The sequence below is a fragment of the Streptomyces sp. NPDC050636 genome (genome assembly GCF_040654775.1).
Classification (GTDB): domain Bacteria; phylum Actinomycetota; class Actinomycetes; order Streptomycetales; family Streptomycetaceae; genus Streptomyces.
Window position 1 is genome coordinate 1 of sequence record NZ_JBFAIP010000003.1, and the last position, 13,596, is coordinate 13,596.

Sequence of the window (13,596 nt, forward strand, 5' to 3'; positions counted from 1 at the left end):
CCCACACTCAACGGGAGGGGCCGGACCGCAGGACGGAGTCCGGAGGTCCGGAACCGCACCCGACAGCCCCGCGCAGCGGCAACCGCCCCGCCGCAGGCGCAACGGCGAGCAACCACCACGGCGGGACAGCCAAAGGCGCGGCCCAGGCAAAGCGCAGCGCCCCGCCGCAGGCGCAACGGCGACAAACCACCATGGCGGGACAGCCGGAAACGGTGAGCAACCAAGCCGGCTCAGGCGAACCGCAGCGTCACCACACGGCCCTCGGCGGCCGAGGTCTTGGCGGCCTCCAGCACCCGCAGCGCCGCCGCGGCCTCGGCTGCGGTCACCGGAGGGGCGCCGCCCTCGCGCAGGGCATCGGCAATCGCGGCGTAGTACGCGGGGTAGTCGCCCGGCAGGGTCGGTACGGGCTTGCCGCCACCGGTCTGCGGTGACTCCCCGGAGCCGAGCCGGCCCCAGCAGGACTCCGGCTCCACGCCCCACGCGGCGCCTTGTGCGCCGTCCGCGCCGTCCGCGCCGGGGCGGAGCCCCGCCCGCAGTGCGGCCTCCTGAGGGTCGAGGCCGTACTTGACGTATCCCGCACCACTCCCCAACACCCGGAAGCGCGGCCCGAGTTGAGCGGTGGTGGCGCTCACCCAGAGGTGGGAGCGGACACCGTTCGTGTGCGTGATGGCGATGAAGGTGTCGTCGTCCGCCTCGGCACCGGGACGGCGGACATCCGACTCGGCGTAGACCGATGCCGCCGGGCCGAAGAGGGTCAGCGCCTGGTCGGCGAGATGGCTGCCCAGGTCGTACAGCAGACCGCCGATCTCGGCCGGGTCGCCGGACTCCCGCCAGCCGCCCTTGGGCTGCGGCCGCCACCGCTCGAACCGGGACTCGAAGCGCTGGATGTCGCCGAGCGCGCCGTCCTCGATGAGCTTGCGCACGGTCAGGAAGTCATTGTCCCAGCGGCGGTTCTGGAAGACCGAGAGCAGCAGGCCCCGGTCGTCGGCGAGTGCGGCGAGCCGCTCGGCTTCCGCGGCGGTCGCGGCGAGCGGCTTGTCGACGACCACCGGCAGCCCGGCCCGCAGCGCGGCGTCGGCGAGCGGCACATGCGTCTTGTTGGGGGACGCGAGCACGATCAGATCGAGGTCGGCGGCGCGGGACAGCACGTCCTCGGGGGTGCCGACCGTACGGACCTGAGGGTGCTCGGCGCGCGCCTGGGCCTGCCGCTCCGGATTGGCGGTGGAGACGGTGTCCAGTACGAGGCCGTCGGTGGCGGCGATCAGCGGGGCGTGGAAGACCGAGCCGGCCAGCCCGTAGCCGATGAGTCCGACGCGGAGCGGCGGGCGGGGGGCGGAGGCGTCGCGGGGGTCACTCATGGCGTCCACTTAAGCAACGCTGTTGCCAAAGCGCAAGCGGTAGCGACAATAGGGGAGTGACCAGCAACGATCCCGCCCACGACGCCGACGGCCGGCGCACTGCCATCCCCGGCGCCAATCTCCCAGCCCTGCGCGGCCACAACGCCGCCCTGGTGCTCGGGCTGCTGCGCGCGGCAGGGGAGCAGGGGGCGAGCCGGTTGGAACTCGCCGCGCACACGGGGCTCACCCCGCAGGCCGTCAGCAAGATCACCGCACGGCTGAGGGCCGAGGGGCTCGCGGCGGAGGCGGGCCGCCGCGCCTCGACGGGCGGCAAGCCCCGCACCGTACTGCGGCTGGTCCCCGGGGCCCGGCACGCCATCGGCCTTCACCTGGACCGCGATGAGCTCACCGCCGTGCTGGCCGACCTCGCGGGCGACCCGGTCGCGGTCCGCCGCGCCCCGCTCGCCTTCGAGACGGACGCCGCACAGGTGCTGGCCACCGCCGAGCGGGAGGTCGCGGCGCTGCGCGCGGAGGCGGGCGGGCCGTTGGTCCTGGGGGCCGGGGTGGCCTGTCCCGGGCCGCTGGACCACACCACCGGGGTGCTGCACCGGGTGACCGGCGCGCCTCACTGGGACGGCTTCCCGCTACGGGACGCGCTCGCCGACCGCCTCGGCCTGCCCGTGGTCCTCGACAAGGACACCAACGCGGCGGCGCTCGGCCTGGCCCAGGGGCCGCGGGAGGGGGCCGGCTCGTTCGCGTATCTGCATCTGGGGACGGGGCTCGGCGCCGGGCTCGTACTCGACGGCGGCCTCCACCGCGGGCCGCGGACCGGCGCCGGTGAATTCGGGCACCAGGTCGTGCAGTTGGACGGGCCGCGCTGCGGCTGCGGACAGCGCGGCTGCGTGGAGGCGCTGTGCCTGGCGGCGGTGGCACGCGGCGACCTGCCGGGCGCGGCCCGGGTGCTGGGCGTGGGCGCGGCCAACCTCGTGGAACTGCTCGACATCGACCGCGTGTTGCTCGGCGGCCGCACCGTCCTGGAGAACCCCGACGGTTTCCTGACCGGCGTCGCGGAGACACTCGCCGCACAGGCCCGCACACGGGGCAGGGCCGGTGCTGCGGTACCGGTGGCGCTGGCCAGGGGCGGCTCGCGGACGGTGGCGGACGGGGCGGCCCAGTTGGTGCTGGCACCGCTTTTCGGGCCGGGAAATCCGGGGCTGGCCCGGCTCCGGCCGGCTGTCGGATCCACTAACCCGAATTGACGAAAAGTCATCTGATAAGGCGGGATTCGGCCGCTGGTCGGGTGCACACGACGCGGGGCTCCCGGCGGTGCGCGGTGGGCGTGGCAGGGTCCTGCACGTGCCCTGCCCGCGAACCTGAGCAGCGGAGGACCGTCATGAACCCGTCCGGGACCGCGTACGGCGCATGTCTGCGTACGGTGCGTACTGCCCGAGCTGTCCGTGCCGCGCTCGCTGTCGGGCTGCTGTCCGGCCTGGCCGGCGGGGGTTTCGCGGTCGGTACGGCGTACGCCTCGGAGGTCCGTGCTCCCGTCCCCTCCGCCGCCTGTGGCCGGCCCGACAGCCGGGATTTCCCCATCTCCTCGCGGGTGTACGGCGGTCCGGCGACGTACTCCACCGGCGGCGACTGGCAGACCTGGCAGCTGGAGCTGCGCAACACCACCGCCGCTGCCTGCGAGGACGTCCATCCGGTCATCGTCCTCACGGACGCGCACCGCGCTCTGCGGCCCGAGCGGATCCGGCTGGAGTTCCGCGACCCGGCCGGCGGCTGGCGGCCGGTCCCCTTCGAGTCCACCGACCACGACGAACAGATCGGGGTGTTCGGAGTAGGGGAGGAGAAGGGGGCGGGGGATGGGGGGCGTGGCGAAGGTGCGGGCGGCGGGCTGACGGTGCCCGGGAAGGGGACCATGACCGTGCAGATGCGGATGCGGTTCGAGCGGGGCACCCCGGCGGACCGGATCACCGCCAATGTCACCACCGTCCAGCGCCGGGGGACCGACGGCGAATGGATCGGCCAGTCCGGCGACTACCGCTTCGACGTCCGTCCGGGCGCCCCCGCCCCCGCGGCCCCCATGACGCCCGCCATGCCCGGTCTGCCGTCCTTCCTCGGCACACCCCCCGGCGGGCCGCACCCGCACCACCGCGACCCCACCGCCCCGTCGGAACTCGCGGCCACCGGGCACGGTTCGCTGTTCGGGATCGGTGCGATGGTCGCGGGGCTGCTGGCGGGCGGCGTCGTGCTGGTCGCCGCGGCCCGCCGGCTGCGCCGTCTCCGGCGCTGAGGGCCCGGCCGGGACGCGACCGCCATGGCCGCCGTGCCCGCGGACCCGCCGTGATGCGAGGATCACGCCGTGGAGTACCAGTACGGCCAGGAACCTGGCGCCCCCATCCGGTCCGGCATCCCCGAGCACGGACGCATTCCCAAGTACTACGCGGCCAAGGTCGAAATCGCCGCGCTGCTGGCGGAGTTGGGCGAGGGGGAGGTGCTGCCCGCCGAGCGCGAGCTGGCGGTGCGGTTCGAGGTCTCGCGCGAGACGCTCCGCCAGGCGCTGCGCGAGCTGATCCTGGAGGGGCGGCTGCGGCGGCTGGGGCGCGGCACGGTCGTCGCGGGGCCCAAGCTGGAGCAGCCGCTGTCCCTCGCCAGCTACACCGAGGGCGTACGGGGCCAGGGGCGCAGACCCGGCCGCCATCTCGTCGGCCTCGACCGCTTCGCCTGCCCGCCCGCGCTCGCCGGCGATCTGGGGCTCCAGGCGGGCGATCCCGTATGGCACATGGAACGGGTGCTGCTCGCCGACGACGAGCGGGTCGGGCTGGAGAGCACCTATGTCGCGGTCGGCCGGGTCCCGGACCTGGACACCGACTTCGCCCCGGACTCGTCCTTCTACGCCTACCTCCGCCAGCGGCTCGGCATCGGCTTCGGCGACGCGGACGAGCGGCTGGAGACGGTGCTGGCCACCCCGCGCGAGGCCCTGCTGATCGGCACGCCGGGTGCACTGCCGATGCTGCTGATCCACCGGCTGTCGCGGGACACGGAGGGCCGACCGCTGGAGCGGGTGCGGTCGCTGTACCGGGGGGACCGGTTCTCGTTCACGACCCGTCTGGGGGCGTCGTCGGGCTGAGCCCTCCGAGGGGCGGCAGGTCGAGCGGGGGACCGTACATCACAGAAAGATAACGGGTCTAGGCCAAGTTTGAGGGCCCGTTCACCATCACGTCGCCGAGCGGACCGCCACCGGCCACCCACCACCGCGAGCGTCAGCGGCATGCGAGTCATAGTCGTCGGAGCCGGCGTCCTGGGAACCATGCACGCCTGGCACGCCATCGAACGGGGCCACGAGGTCCTTCACATCGAGCGGGAAGCCGAGGCCCGCGGCGCCTCGGTCCGCAACTTCGGGCAGATTTGGGTCAGCGGCCGGGCCGGCGGCGAGGAGCTGGCCACCGCACTCCGCGCCCGCGAACTGTGGGAGGGCATCGGCGCCCGCGTCCCCGCGGTCGGTTTCCGGGCCATCGGCTCGCTGACCATCGTCAAGAACGCCGCCGAGCTGGCCGTCGCCGAGGCCGCCACCCGCCGCCCCGACGCCTCCGCCCGCGGCTACCGGCTGCTGGACGCCGACGAGGCCCGCGCGCTCAACCCCGCCCTGCGCGGTGCCTTCACCGCCGCCCTGTGGTGCGAACGGGACGCCGCCGTCGAGCCGCGCATCGCCCAACGTGCCCTGAAAGCAAAGCTGTTGGAGTCCGGGCGGTACACCTACCTCGGCGGTCGCGAGGTACGCGAGGTGGTGGGCGAGCGGGCCGTACGGGACGACCACGGCGACACCCACCACGGCGACGCCGTCATCCTGTGCACCGGAGCCTGGCTCGGCGGCCTGGTCCGCGAGCTGGTGCCGGACCTCCCGGTGCGCCGCGTACGGCTCCAGATGATGCAGACCGACCCGCTCGGCGAGCCGCTGACCACCTCCGTCGCCGACGCCGACAGCTTCCGCTACTACCCGGCGTACGCGAGCGAGGAGTTGGACGCCCTGGCCTCCTCGCAGCAGCAGACGCCGACTGCCGCCGCGCACAAGATGCAGCTGCTGATGGTCCAGCGCGCTGACGGCGGGCTGACCATCGGCGATACGCACGAATACGAGACGCCTTTCGGCTTCGACGTGGTCGAGGACCCGTACGAGCACCTCACCGGAGTCGTCGAGTCGGTCCTCGGCCGCCCGCTGCCGACCGTCCGCCGCCGCTGGGCAGGCGTGTACGCACAGTGCACCGATACCTCCCGCGTCGTGCACCGTCAGCAGGTCCGCGACGGCGTCTGGCTGGTCACCGGGCCCGGCGGGCGCGGCATGACCTGTTCCCCGGCGATAGCCGAGACCACCGCGAACGAACTGGGATGGTGAGAGAGTTGACCGACGACAGGAGCACGCTCGTCGTGCTGGACATGGCCGGTACGACCGTCGCCGACGGCGGCCTCGTCGAGCAGGCCTTCAGCGCGGCGGCACAGCGGCTGGGCGTGCAGCCGGGAAGCGCGGACCACGCCGAGAAGCTCGCCTATGTACGCGCCACCATGGGCGAGTCCAAGATCTCGGTCTTCCGGCACCTGTTCGGGGACGAGGCTGCTGCCCAGCGCGCCAACTCCGCCTTCGAGGAGGCGTACGGGGAGCTGGTGGACGGCGGACGGATCGCGCCCGTCCCCGGCGCCCGCGAGGCGATCGAGACGCTGCGGGCGGCGGGGCTGACGGTCGTACTGACCACCGGCTTCGCCCGGGTCACCCAGGACGCGATCCTGGACGCGCTCGGCTGGCGGGAACTGGTCGAGCTGACGCTCTGCCCGGCGGACGCGGGCGGGCGCGGTCGGCCGTACCCGGACATGGTGCTGGCCGCACTGCTGCGCACCCGCGGCGCCGATTCCGTCCGGGAGATTGCGGTCGCCGGCGACACCTCGTACGACATGCTCTCCGGGCGGCGCGCGGGCGCCGGCATCGTCGCCGGGGTGCTCACCGGGGCGCACGACGCGGCGCGGCTGACCGAGGCGGGCGCCACGCACATCCTCGGCTCGGTCGCCGAACTCCCCTCCCTCCTCGGGGTGGTCTGAGATGGCGACGGCCGCCGCGAAGGGCGGCGCTGGCATCCGGTTCGACGGGGTCTCCGTGGCGTACGGCGGGCCCGGGGGGAGCATCGCCCTGGACTCCTTCGACCTGACCGTCGAACCGGGCGAGGTGATGGCCCTGCTCGGCCCGTCCGGCTCCGGGAAGACCACCGCGCTGCGGACGGTCGCCGGATTCGTCCAGCCGGTCTCCGGGCGGATCCTGATCGGCGGCCGCGATGTCACCGGGCTGCCGCCCTACCGGCGCGGCATCGGCATGGTCGTCCAGCAGTACGCGCTGTTCCCGCATATGAAGGTCGCCGAGAACGTCGCCTTCGGCCTCAAGGCGCAGAAGACGCCGCGCGCCGAGATCGCCGGACGGGTCGCCGAGGCGCTGGAGATGACCGGCATGGCCGGGTACGCCGACCGGCACCCCCGGGAGTTGTCCGGCGGGCAGCAGCAGCGGGTCGCCATCGCGCGGGCGCTGGCCATCCGTCCCGGCGTGCTGCTGCTGGACGAGCCGCTGTCCGCGCTCGACTCGCAGCTGCGCTCCGGAATGCTCGCCGAACTCGCCCGGCTGCACCGCGAGTTGCCGGACGTCTCCATCCTCTACGTCACCCATGACCAGGTCGAGGCGCTGACGCTGGCCGACCGGATCGCCGTCATGGACAAGGCCAGGCTGCGCGACTGCGGCACCCCGCAAGAGCTCTACCGGCGGCCGCGCACCGAGTTCACCGCCTCGTTCGTCGGCACCGCGAATCTGCTGCCGGTGACGGTGCGCGGCAGCGGTGTCCGCTTCGCCGGCCGCCCGCTGAACGTGCCGGTCGGCGATGTGGCCGACGGCGCCACCACCACCCTGTGCGTCCGCCCGCACCTCGTCGGCCTCGGCGAGAGCCGGGGGCCGGACGGCAACACCCTGCGCGGAAAGATCACCGAGGTTCAGTGGCGCGGCTCAACTCACCGGATATACGCGGAAGTTGACGGCCATCGCGTCATTGCGGAGGTACGGGAACTGCGCGAGACACCGGCACTGGGCGACGAGGTCGCACTGCACTTCGCCCCCGAGGACGCCGTTCTCATCCCGGCGGGGCTGACCGAGAGCGGGTCCCGGGATGACTAGGCCCAAGGCGGACAGGGGCCGGTCCAGGGCTCTTTGGGCGCTGCCGCCCGTCGCCGCGCTCGGCCTGGTCTTTCTCTACCCGCTCGCCCTGGTGGTGTGGCAGTCCTTCGCGCCCGAGGACGGCGGCACCCCTGAGGACGGCGGCGGACCCTCCGTCGCCCCGTACGCCGCGGTCTTCGCCGAGGCATCCTTCCGGGACGCCCTCGCCAACACCGTCCTCATCGCAGCCGGCGCGACCCTCGGCGCACTGCTCCTCGGCCTGGTCCTGGCCCTGATCATCGCCTTCGTCCCGTTCCCCGGAGGCAAGGCGCTCAGCCGCTTTGTCGACATCTTCCTCGCCTTCCCCTCCTTCCTGATCACCCTCGCCCTGCTCTTCCTCTACGGCACCGTCGGCATGGCCAACGGCCTGTGGACGGACGCGACGGGCGCCGCGAGCGGGCCGCTGGACTTCCTGCACACTCCCTGGGGCGTACTGCTGGCCGAGGTCACCTACTTCACCCCGTTCGTGATGCGGCCGCTGCTGGCCGCCTTCTCGCAGGTGGAGACCGGGCAGTTGGAGGCTGCCGCGTCGCTGGGCGCGCGGCCCTGGCGGATCGTACGGACGGTGATCCTGCCCGAGGCGCTGCCCTCGCTCGCCGCGGGCGGCGCGCTGGTGCTCGTCCTCTGCCTCAACGAGTTCGGGATCGTGCTCTTCACCGGCGCCAAGGACGTCGTCACCCTGCCGATGCTCGTCTACACCAAGGCCATTCTCGACGGCGACTACACCGGAGCCTGCGTCGTCGCCGTGGTCAATATCGCGCTGTCCGTCGCGCTGTACGCCCTGTACCGGACCGTGGTGTCGCGTACGGGCGGAGGAGGTGCCCGCCATGCTCGTGCATAGCAAGCTCGCCCGCCGGGCCGTCCACCTCCTCTTCTTCGCCCTCTTCCTCCCCCTCTTCGCCCTGCCGCTGCTGGTGATCGTCGCCGCGTCCCTCGCGAGCGGCTGGAGCGGCGCGCTGCCCTCCGGGCCGACCCTGGCGCACTACCGGGACATCGCGCAGGGCGACGCACTCACCGCGCTGATCACCAGCGTGCTCACCGCACTGGCGGCGAGCGTGACCGCACTCACCACCGGCACCTGGGCGGCCCTGGCCGCACAGCGCCTGGGGCCCCGCACCCGCCGCCTGATCGACACCCTGTTCCTGCTGCCCGTCGCCGTCCCCTCCGTCGTCGTCGGCCTCTCCCTCCTGGTGGCCTTCTCCCAGCCCCCGTTCCTCCTCAACGGCACCCCGCACATCGTGGTCATCGCCCATACGGTGCTGGTCACCGCCTTCGCCTACCAGTCCGTGACGGCCGCGCTGGCCCGCCTCGACCCGGCGTACGAACAGAGCGCGGCCGGCCTGGGCGCCCGCCCCGCCTACGTCCTGTGGCGGGTCAAACTGCCCATGCTGCTGCCGTCCTTGACCGCCGCCGCGGGGCTCTGCTTCGCCCTCTCCATGGGCGAGCTGAGCGCCACGATGATGATCTATCCCCCCGACTGGGTGCCGCTGCCGGTGCGGATCTTCGCCGCCACCGACCGAGGCTCCCTCTTCGCCGGCGCCGCACTCGCGGTGGCGCTGATGGCCGGCACGCTGATCGTCCTGCTCGGCGTCTCCCGGATCCGCACCAGGGCCTCGTACCGCTGAGGCCCCGACTCCGCTCCCCTCCCAAGGAGATACGACCCGCCATGCGCACCCACTCCCTGCCCCACGCCCTGCCCCACCCCCGTCACCGGTCCTTCCGGCCGCTCGCCGCCTGTGCCGCCGTCCTCGCCCTCGGCGCCTCCCTCACCGCCTGCGGCGGCGCCTCGTCCGCCGACCCCGACGCCAAGGAGATCACCGTCTACAGCGCCGACGGCCTCAAGAGCGAGAACGGCGACGGCTTCTACAACACGGTCTTCAAGGACTTCGAGAAGAAGACCGGCATCAAGGTCAACTACGTGGAGAGCGGCTCCGGCGCGGCCGTCCAGCGGCTGGCCCGCGAGAGGTCCAACACCAAGGCGGACGTCGTGGTGACCCTTCCCCCGTTCATCCAACAGGCCGACGGCAAGGGCCTGCTGGACACCTACCGTCCCAAGGGCTCGGACCGGGTCGCGTCCGCCGACAAGGACCCCGACGGCAAGTGGACCTCGATCGTCAACAACTACTTCTGCTTCATCCACAACACGAAGGAGCTCAAGCGGCCGCCCAAGACCTGGGAAGACCTCACCTCCGCCCAGCTCAAGGGCAAGCTCCAGTACTCCACCCCCGGCGTCGCGGGTGACGGCACCGCCGTACTCATCAAGGCCATGCACGACTTCGGCGGCCAGGGCCCGGCCATGGACTTCCTCAAGAAGCTCCAGGCCAACAACGTCGGCCCGTCCTCCTCCACCGGCCAGCTCGCGCCCAAGACGGACAAGGGCGAACTCCTGGTCGCCAACGGCGACGTCCAGATGAACTACGCCAACATGAAGTCCATGCCGAACCAGGGCATCTTCTTCCCGGCGGCGAAGCCCGGCGGCAAGCCCTCCACCTTCGCCCTGCCGTACGCCGCCGGCCTGGTCAGGAACGCCCCGCACGCCGCCAACGCCAAGAAGTTCCTGGACCATCTCCTCTCCGAGCCGGTCCAGCGCCAGGTCTCCTCGGTCGGCGGCGGCTTCACGGCCCGTAAGGACATCAAGGCGACCGACGAGAACGCCGCCGCCCTCGCCAAGATCATGGACGGCGTGGAGATCTTCGAGCCGGACTGGAACGACATCGACAAGAACCTGGACACCTACGTCGACGCGTGGCAGACGGCTACGGGGAGCTGAGGTTTCGCTTTTGCGGTCGGCCGTTCACGACGGGCCGATCCGGTCCGGCGCGGAGCGCTGCGTGAAGGTGACGACGGACTGATCCAGGTCGGCGCCCCCTGACTTAGGGTGGGGGCGTCGGCCGTGCGTACGAGACGTGGGTCATTTTGAGTGACCCGTGTGCGTGCGGAGGCGGCCGCCATCCTGGTCAACACGCACGGCAGGAGTCCGGCAGTGGCAGAGCGCAAGCCGATCGAGTCATGGCTCACCGATATGGACGGCGTGCTGATGCACGAGGGCATCCCGGTTCCCGGGGCGGACGCTTTCATCAAGCGGCTGCGCGAGTCGGGCAAGCCGTTCCTGGTACTGACCAACAACTCCATCTACACCCCGCGTGACCTGCACGCCCGGCTGAACCGCATCGGGCTGGACGTGCCGTGGGAGTCGATCTGGACGTCCGCGCTGGCCACCGCCCAGTTCCTGGACGACCAGCGGCCCGGCGGTACCGCGTACTGCATCGGGGAGGCGGGGCTGACCACCGCCCTGCACGACATCGGCTATGTGCTGACCGATCACGCGCCGGATTACGTCGTGCTCGGCGAAACGCGCACGTATTCGTTCGAGGCGCTGACGAAGGCGATCCGTCTGATCAATGACGGTGCCCGGTTCATCGCCACCAATCCCGACGAGACCGGCCCGTCGGCGGAGGGCGCGCTGCCCGCCACCGGGTCGGTGGCCGCGCTGATCACCAAGGCGACGGGCGTCGAGCCGTACTTCGTCGGCAAGCCCAACCCGCTGATGATGCGGGCCGGGCTGAACGCCATCGGCGCCCACTCCGAGACCTCCGCCATGATCGGCGACCGGATGGACACCGATGTGCTGGCCGGTCTGGAGGCGGGTATGGAGACCTTCCTCGTGCTGACCGGCCTGACCCGGCCCGAAGAGGTCGAACGGCATCCGTTCCGGCCCTCCCGCGTGGTCGACTCCATCGCGGATCTGGTCGACCTGGTCTGACGTCCGCGACAGGCCTGACGTCCCGCCAGGCCGCGGCGCTCGCCTGAACGGCGCAGCGCCGGGCCGCAGCGGATGCGGGCGGCCTCGTGCGGGCGGACCTTCGAGGTATTCGGAGGTTCGCCATGGGCTCACCGCAACTCACTCTCTGGGCCGCCGCCGCGTCCGACAGCGAGCTGAGCAGCACCTCGGCGGTCGGCCTGGTGCTGGCCGGCGGCGCGGTCCTCGTCATCGCGGGGCAGCTGCTGCGGCTGCGGCTGCGGATCCGGCGCGAGCGGCAGGGCGGTGGCGATGAGCGCTGAGGAGGAGGGGAGGGCGGAGGCGTCCGGGCCGGCGGGCGGTCACCGCCCCGGTCATGGCCACCACCGCCCCCGGCACGGGCAGCTGCTGATCGGTGTGGCCTGGGCGGTGCTGCTGCTGGGGCTGTGGCTGTGGGGGCGCGGAATGACGGACGGGGGCGCGGCGAAGGTTCCCACGACGGGTGATGTTGCGGCGGTCGGACGCCCATGGGGCCAAGTACTCCCGCACGCCCACGCCCACGCCACCGCATCGGGCCAGGCATCCCCGCACGCCCACCACGCCCCACTGGGCCGGGCATCCCCGCGCGCCCACCATGCCGTCGCCGCTTCCAGCTCCGCCAGGCCCAGCCGGATCACCATCGACGTGCTCGGCGTACGTGCCGGCATCGTCGAGCGCGGCCCCGACGAGAGCGGCGAGGCGCTCCCGTCGCCGCCCGGCTCACCGGACCTCGTCGGCTGGTACGCGGACGGCCCGCAACCCGGTGCGGAGGGCGTGGCGGTGCTCGTCGGCCAGGCCGGCGGCGACACCCGGCGGGCCGTCTTCCACGGGCTGGCCGGCGCCAAGCCGGGAGACCGGGTGGACGTACGGCGCGCGGACGGCAGCACCGCCCGGTTCACCGTCGAGGACGTCCGGCTCCATGACCGCGAGCACTTCGACGCGTCGCAGGTCTACGCCGCCCACGCGCCAGGTCGGTCCGAACTCCGGCTGGTCACCAGGGGCGGAAGCTTCGACCCCGCACGGCGCGCGTACACCGCGCACGTGGTGGTCTCGGCGTATCTGACGGGCTTCCAGGGGGCGCACGCGGGCAACGCGGCCGACGGCTGAACGGCCGTGTGCCAGGATGGAGACGGCCGGCGGTGCCCTGCCGGCCGTGATCCGTGCTCCGAGGGGGAGTGGATGTACGGCAGTCTTCGGAGGGCCCGCCGACTGAACCGATCGGCAACGCTCGGCGCGATATCGGCGCTGGGCGCGCTGCTGCTCGCCGGCTGCTCCTCGTCCGGCAGCGACGACGACGACAGCATCCCGGCCAAACCGGGCCAGCGTCCCAAGTCCGTCGCGCCGTTCTGGGTCAACCCGGACGGCAAGGCGGCCCGTCAGGTCGCCACCTACGGCAAGGCCGGCAAGAACGCCGACGCCCGGCTCGTCCACAAGATCGCCGCGCAGCCGGTCGCCGAGTGGATCGGGGTCGACGACCCGGAGGGGGAGGCGCGCGGCTTCACCGAGGCGGCCGCCAAGGCCGACCGCGCGGCCCTGCTCGTCCTCTACAACATCCCGCACCGCGACTGCGGCAGCTACTCCAAGGGCGGCGCCTCCGACGGCAACGCCTACCGGACCTGGCTGGACGGCGTCCTCAAGGGCATCGGGAACCGCGAGACCATCGTGGTCCTGGAACCCGACGCGCTACCGCACATCGAGGACAAGTGCACCCCGCAGGAGTTCCACGAGGAGCGTTACGCCCTGCTGACGGAAGCGGTCGGCAAGCTCAAGGGGCTGCCGCACACCAAGGTCTATCTGGACGCCGGCAATCCGCACTGGATCAATGACCCGGGCCGGATGGTCGAACCGCTCAAGCGGGCCGGTATCGACCGGGCCGACGGTTTCGCGCTGAACATCTCCAACTACCAGACCACACAGGAGAACACGAAGTACGGCAAGCGGCTGTCCGCGATGGTCGGCGGCAAGCACTTCGTCATCGACACCAGCCGCAACGGCAACGGCCCGGCCCCCGGCGGCGACGATGCGGAGAAGTGGTGCAACCCGCGCGGCCGGGCGCTGGGGACGCCTCCCACGGTCAGGACCGGCGATCCGCAGGTGGACGCCTATCTGTGGATCAAGCGCCCCGGAGAGTCGGACGGCAGCTGCAAGGGCGGCCCCAAGGCCGGTGCCTGGTGGCCGGACTACGCCCTGGAGCTGGCTCGTAACGCCAAGAAGTAGCCCGCGGGCAAGGAGCGAGGGGG

At 72.5% G+C, this 13,596-nt stretch carries 14 protein-coding genes; 13 read left to right on the forward strand and 1 reads right to left on the reverse strand.

Annotated elements, in window-relative coordinates; genetic code table 11:
* Positions 1-230: 230 nt before the first annotated feature.
* Entirely contained in the window at positions 231-1,358 is a 1,128-nt protein-coding gene (locus AB0I10_RS04730) for a Gfo/Idh/MocA family oxidoreductase (protein ID WP_363150856.1), read from the reverse strand.
* A 56-nt stretch (positions 1,359-1,414) separates the two neighbouring features.
* Between AB0I10_RS04730 and AB0I10_RS04735 the strand changes: the two genes are divergently transcribed.
* From AB0I10_RS04735 to AB0I10_RS04795, 13 genes are all read left to right on the forward strand, one after another.
* The gene (locus tag AB0I10_RS04735; RefSeq protein ID WP_363150857.1) at positions 1,415-2,596 is read left to right on the forward strand and encodes an ROK family transcriptional regulator; all 1,182 of its coding nucleotides are present in this window, start codon (positions 1,415-1,417) and stop codon (positions 2,594-2,596) included.
* Positions 2,597-2,730: 134 nt separating this feature from the next.
* Positions 2,731-3,633: a hypothetical protein gene (locus AB0I10_RS04740; protein ID WP_363150858.1), complete on the forward strand. Its 903-nt coding sequence runs from the start codon at positions 2,731-2,733 to the stop codon at positions 3,631-3,633.
* 69 nt (positions 3,634-3,702) lie between these two features.
* Positions 3,703-4,470 (forward strand): GntR family transcriptional regulator, encoded by a 768-nt coding sequence (locus AB0I10_RS04745; protein WP_363150859.1) that lies wholly within the window; start codon positions 3,703-3,705, stop codon positions 4,468-4,470.
* Between the two features lie 141 nt (positions 4,471-4,611).
* On the forward strand, positions 4,612-5,733 hold the full coding sequence (locus tag AB0I10_RS04750; protein ID WP_363150860.1) for a TIGR03364 family FAD-dependent oxidoreductase: 1,122 nt from the start codon (positions 4,612-4,614) through the stop codon (positions 5,731-5,733).
* A 5-nt stretch (positions 5,734-5,738) separates the two neighbouring features.
* The gene (locus tag AB0I10_RS04755; protein WP_363150861.1) at positions 5,739-6,428 is read left to right on the forward strand and encodes a phosphonatase-like hydrolase; all 690 of its coding nucleotides are present in this window, start codon (positions 5,739-5,741) and stop codon (positions 6,426-6,428) included.
* Position 6,429: 1 nt separating this feature from the next.
* Positions 6,430-7,539 (forward strand): ABC transporter ATP-binding protein, encoded by a 1,110-nt coding sequence (locus AB0I10_RS04760; protein WP_363150862.1) that lies wholly within the window; start codon positions 6,430-6,432, stop codon positions 7,537-7,539.
* Positions 7,532-8,419: a 2-aminoethylphosphonate ABC transporter permease subunit gene (locus tag AB0I10_RS04765; protein ID WP_363150863.1), complete on the forward strand. Its 888-nt coding sequence runs from the start codon at positions 7,532-7,534 to the stop codon at positions 8,417-8,419. Before AB0I10_RS04760 ends, AB0I10_RS04765 begins: the two co-directional genes overlap by 8 nt.
* The gene (locus AB0I10_RS04770; protein ID WP_363150864.1) at positions 8,406-9,203 is read left to right on the forward strand and encodes an ABC transporter permease subunit; all 798 of its coding nucleotides are present in this window, start codon (positions 8,406-8,408) and stop codon (positions 9,201-9,203) included. Before AB0I10_RS04765 ends, AB0I10_RS04770 begins: the two co-directional genes overlap by 14 nt.
* A gap of 41 nt (positions 9,204-9,244) precedes the next feature.
* The gene (locus AB0I10_RS04775) at positions 9,245-10,348 is read left to right on the forward strand and encodes a 2-aminoethylphosphonate ABC transporter substrate-binding protein (protein ID WP_363150865.1); all 1,104 of its coding nucleotides are present in this window, start codon (positions 9,245-9,247) and stop codon (positions 10,346-10,348) included.
* A 213-nt stretch (positions 10,349-10,561) separates the two neighbouring features.
* Positions 10,562-11,341 carry an HAD-IIA family hydrolase gene (locus AB0I10_RS04780; RefSeq protein WP_363150866.1) on the forward strand — a complete coding sequence of 260 codons (780 nt, stop codon included), beginning with the start codon at positions 10,562-10,564 and terminating at the stop codon, positions 11,339-11,341.
* Between the two features lie 122 nt (positions 11,342-11,463).
* Positions 11,464-11,640 carry a hypothetical protein gene (locus AB0I10_RS04785; protein ID WP_363150867.1) on the forward strand — a complete coding sequence of 59 codons (177 nt, stop codon included), beginning with the start codon at positions 11,464-11,466 and terminating at the stop codon, positions 11,638-11,640.
* Positions 11,630-12,463: a sortase gene (locus AB0I10_RS04790; RefSeq protein WP_363150868.1), complete on the forward strand. Its 834-nt coding sequence runs from the start codon at positions 11,630-11,632 to the stop codon at positions 12,461-12,463. The genes AB0I10_RS04785 and AB0I10_RS04790 overlap by 11 nt, the downstream gene beginning before the upstream one ends.
* 72 nt (positions 12,464-12,535) lie before the next feature.
* On the forward strand, positions 12,536-13,573 hold the full coding sequence (locus AB0I10_RS04795; protein WP_363150869.1) for a glycoside hydrolase family 6 protein: 1,038 nt from the start codon (positions 12,536-12,538) through the stop codon (positions 13,571-13,573).
* The last annotated feature ends 23 nt before the right edge of the window (positions 13,574-13,596 follow it).

Coding starts and splice junctions, on each gene's coding strand:
- AB0I10_RS04730 (WP_363150856.1), bottom strand. CDS start 1,358: ATGAGTGACCCCCGCGACGCCTCCGCCCCCCGCCCGCCGCTCCGCGTC.
- AB0I10_RS04740 (WP_363150858.1), top strand. CDS start 2,731: ATGAACCCGTCCGGGACCGCGTACGGCGCATGTCTGCGTACGGTGCGT.
- AB0I10_RS04750 (WP_363150860.1), top strand. CDS start 4,612: ATGCGAGTCATAGTCGTCGGAGCCGGCGTCCTGGGAACCATGCACGCC.
- AB0I10_RS04760 (WP_363150862.1), top strand. CDS start 6,430: ATGGCGACGGCCGCCGCGAAGGGCGGCGCTGGCATCCGGTTCGACGGG.
- AB0I10_RS04765 (WP_363150863.1), top strand. CDS start 7,532: ATGACTAGGCCCAAGGCGGACAGGGGCCGGTCCAGGGCTCTTTGGGCG.
- AB0I10_RS04770 (WP_363150864.1), top strand. CDS start 8,406: ATGCTCGTGCATAGCAAGCTCGCCCGCCGGGCCGTCCACCTCCTCTTC.
- AB0I10_RS04775 (WP_363150865.1), top strand. CDS start 9,245: ATGCGCACCCACTCCCTGCCCCACGCCCTGCCCCACCCCCGTCACCGG.
- AB0I10_RS04785 (WP_363150867.1), top strand. CDS start 11,464: ATGGGCTCACCGCAACTCACTCTCTGGGCCGCCGCCGCGTCCGACAGC.
- AB0I10_RS04790 (WP_363150868.1), top strand. CDS start 11,630: ATGAGCGCTGAGGAGGAGGGGAGGGCGGAGGCGTCCGGGCCGGCGGGC.
- AB0I10_RS04795 (WP_363150869.1), top strand. CDS start 12,536: ATGTACGGCAGTCTTCGGAGGGCCCGCCGACTGAACCGATCGGCAACG.